Annotated in this window: 1 protein-coding gene; it reads right to left on the reverse strand. The window is 50.5% G+C overall.

All coding sequences use genetic code 11. From position 1 onward, the window contains the following. Positions 1–17: 17 nt before the first annotated feature. On the reverse strand, positions 18–1,292 hold the full coding sequence (locus J9893_RS13050) for an IS4-like element ISApu2 family transposase (protein WP_011191341.1): 1,275 nt from the start codon (positions 1,290–1,292) through the stop codon (positions 18–20). Positions 1,293–1,305 lie beyond the last annotated feature (13 nt).

Here is a 1,305-nt window from a genome sequence, read left to right on the forward strand (position 1 = left end):
CCATCATGTACAGAACCTTAAGCGGCAAGCGAATTAATAATACCGTCTAACGTGTTGTTTTGCTTGGATTTTCTCTGCCTACTCTTTTTGCCGTTTTTGGATAAATACACCATTGCCCACTCCAACTTCTCTGTTATTTCCTGCCACGCACCATGGATGATGCTCGCCAATATCGGCATTAACCAAAGCGCGCTGTTTTTGGCAATCTTCAGCATCGATAACTCCGCGCTGCCAATCAGCGTCAGCGCCAGCCGACGTTTGACCAGCAAGGCCAGCAAACTAGCCCAGATCAAGCCTTCCGCTATCGCTTTTTGTCGTGTCGCGAACGCCTTCAACCGGTTATGTGATTTCAGCTCTTTGAACAACAGTTCGATCTGCCAACGGCAACGATACAATGCCATCACCTTCTCGGCTGGCCATCGCTCACGCGGAAGATTGGTCATCCATATACAGAACCGTTTTTCCTCTGCAAACCAACGTCTTATGAGTCGATATTTATACTTTCCCGAACTCACATCCAGATCCAGAACCTCGGCTCTGCAGCTTCTCCGATCGATATCCTTGAGCTTTTTTCCGAGTAACTTGGGCATTTCCCTGCCGTCCTGTCGGTAAGCTGCCTGTACTTTGGGATTGAGATTTTGACTCCCTCTGACCAGATAGCTTCCTTTGGCTTTGGTCACATCAGCAAAGTACTCGCGGCTGATGTAACCGGCATCCGCCAATAACAGTTTGTTATTTAACGAATTTGCGGCCGGAAGATGCTTGCGCTCCGATTCGGTATCCGCCGTGATACTCATCGATATCGGCGACTGGTCCAGCAAGGACATGGTCATATGACACTCTACCGCAGCGGGGCTGTGCTTATTGAATCGGCCCGGGAAATGTTCTGCCAATTGCGGATGTAACGCGAATGACGACCCGTCCTGCAGCAGTACCTGCTCAAAGCCTGCCAGTCCGTGGGCGTCCGGTAGACACTCCTTGAGGCGTAAGGCGATGGCTCGTTCAACCAGTGCGCGCATGAACAAGGGAAAACCCTGCTTGCGTAACTGGTTGTGAAAGGGTTTATACGCTATTTGGTCAGTATCATGGAGCTGCAACGCATTGAAATGGCGATGCAAACCAGCAATACCATCCACCTTGTCGCAACCAAGCCCTGAGAGCAGAGCCGGGAGTAGTCTCGCAGGCTGGATATCCCGGAGTCGCTGACAAAAACCGGTAAATTTACCGATCCGGTTGAGTTCAGAAGAGCTAAGAAGTTGCTTGAGGTACTGGGTTGCATTGATAATAGTCATGGCTTCGGGCGTG

Source organism: Aeromonas sp. MaB10011B (genome assembly GCF_017939325.1).
Taxonomy (GTDB): domain Bacteria; phylum Pseudomonadota; class Gammaproteobacteria; order Enterobacterales; family Aeromonadaceae; genus Aeromonas; species Aeromonas caviae.

Coding starts and splice junctions, on each gene's coding strand:
- J9893_RS13050 (WP_011191341.1), bottom strand. CDS start 1,292: ATGACTATTATCAATGCAACCCAGTACCTCAAGCAACTTCTTAGCTCT.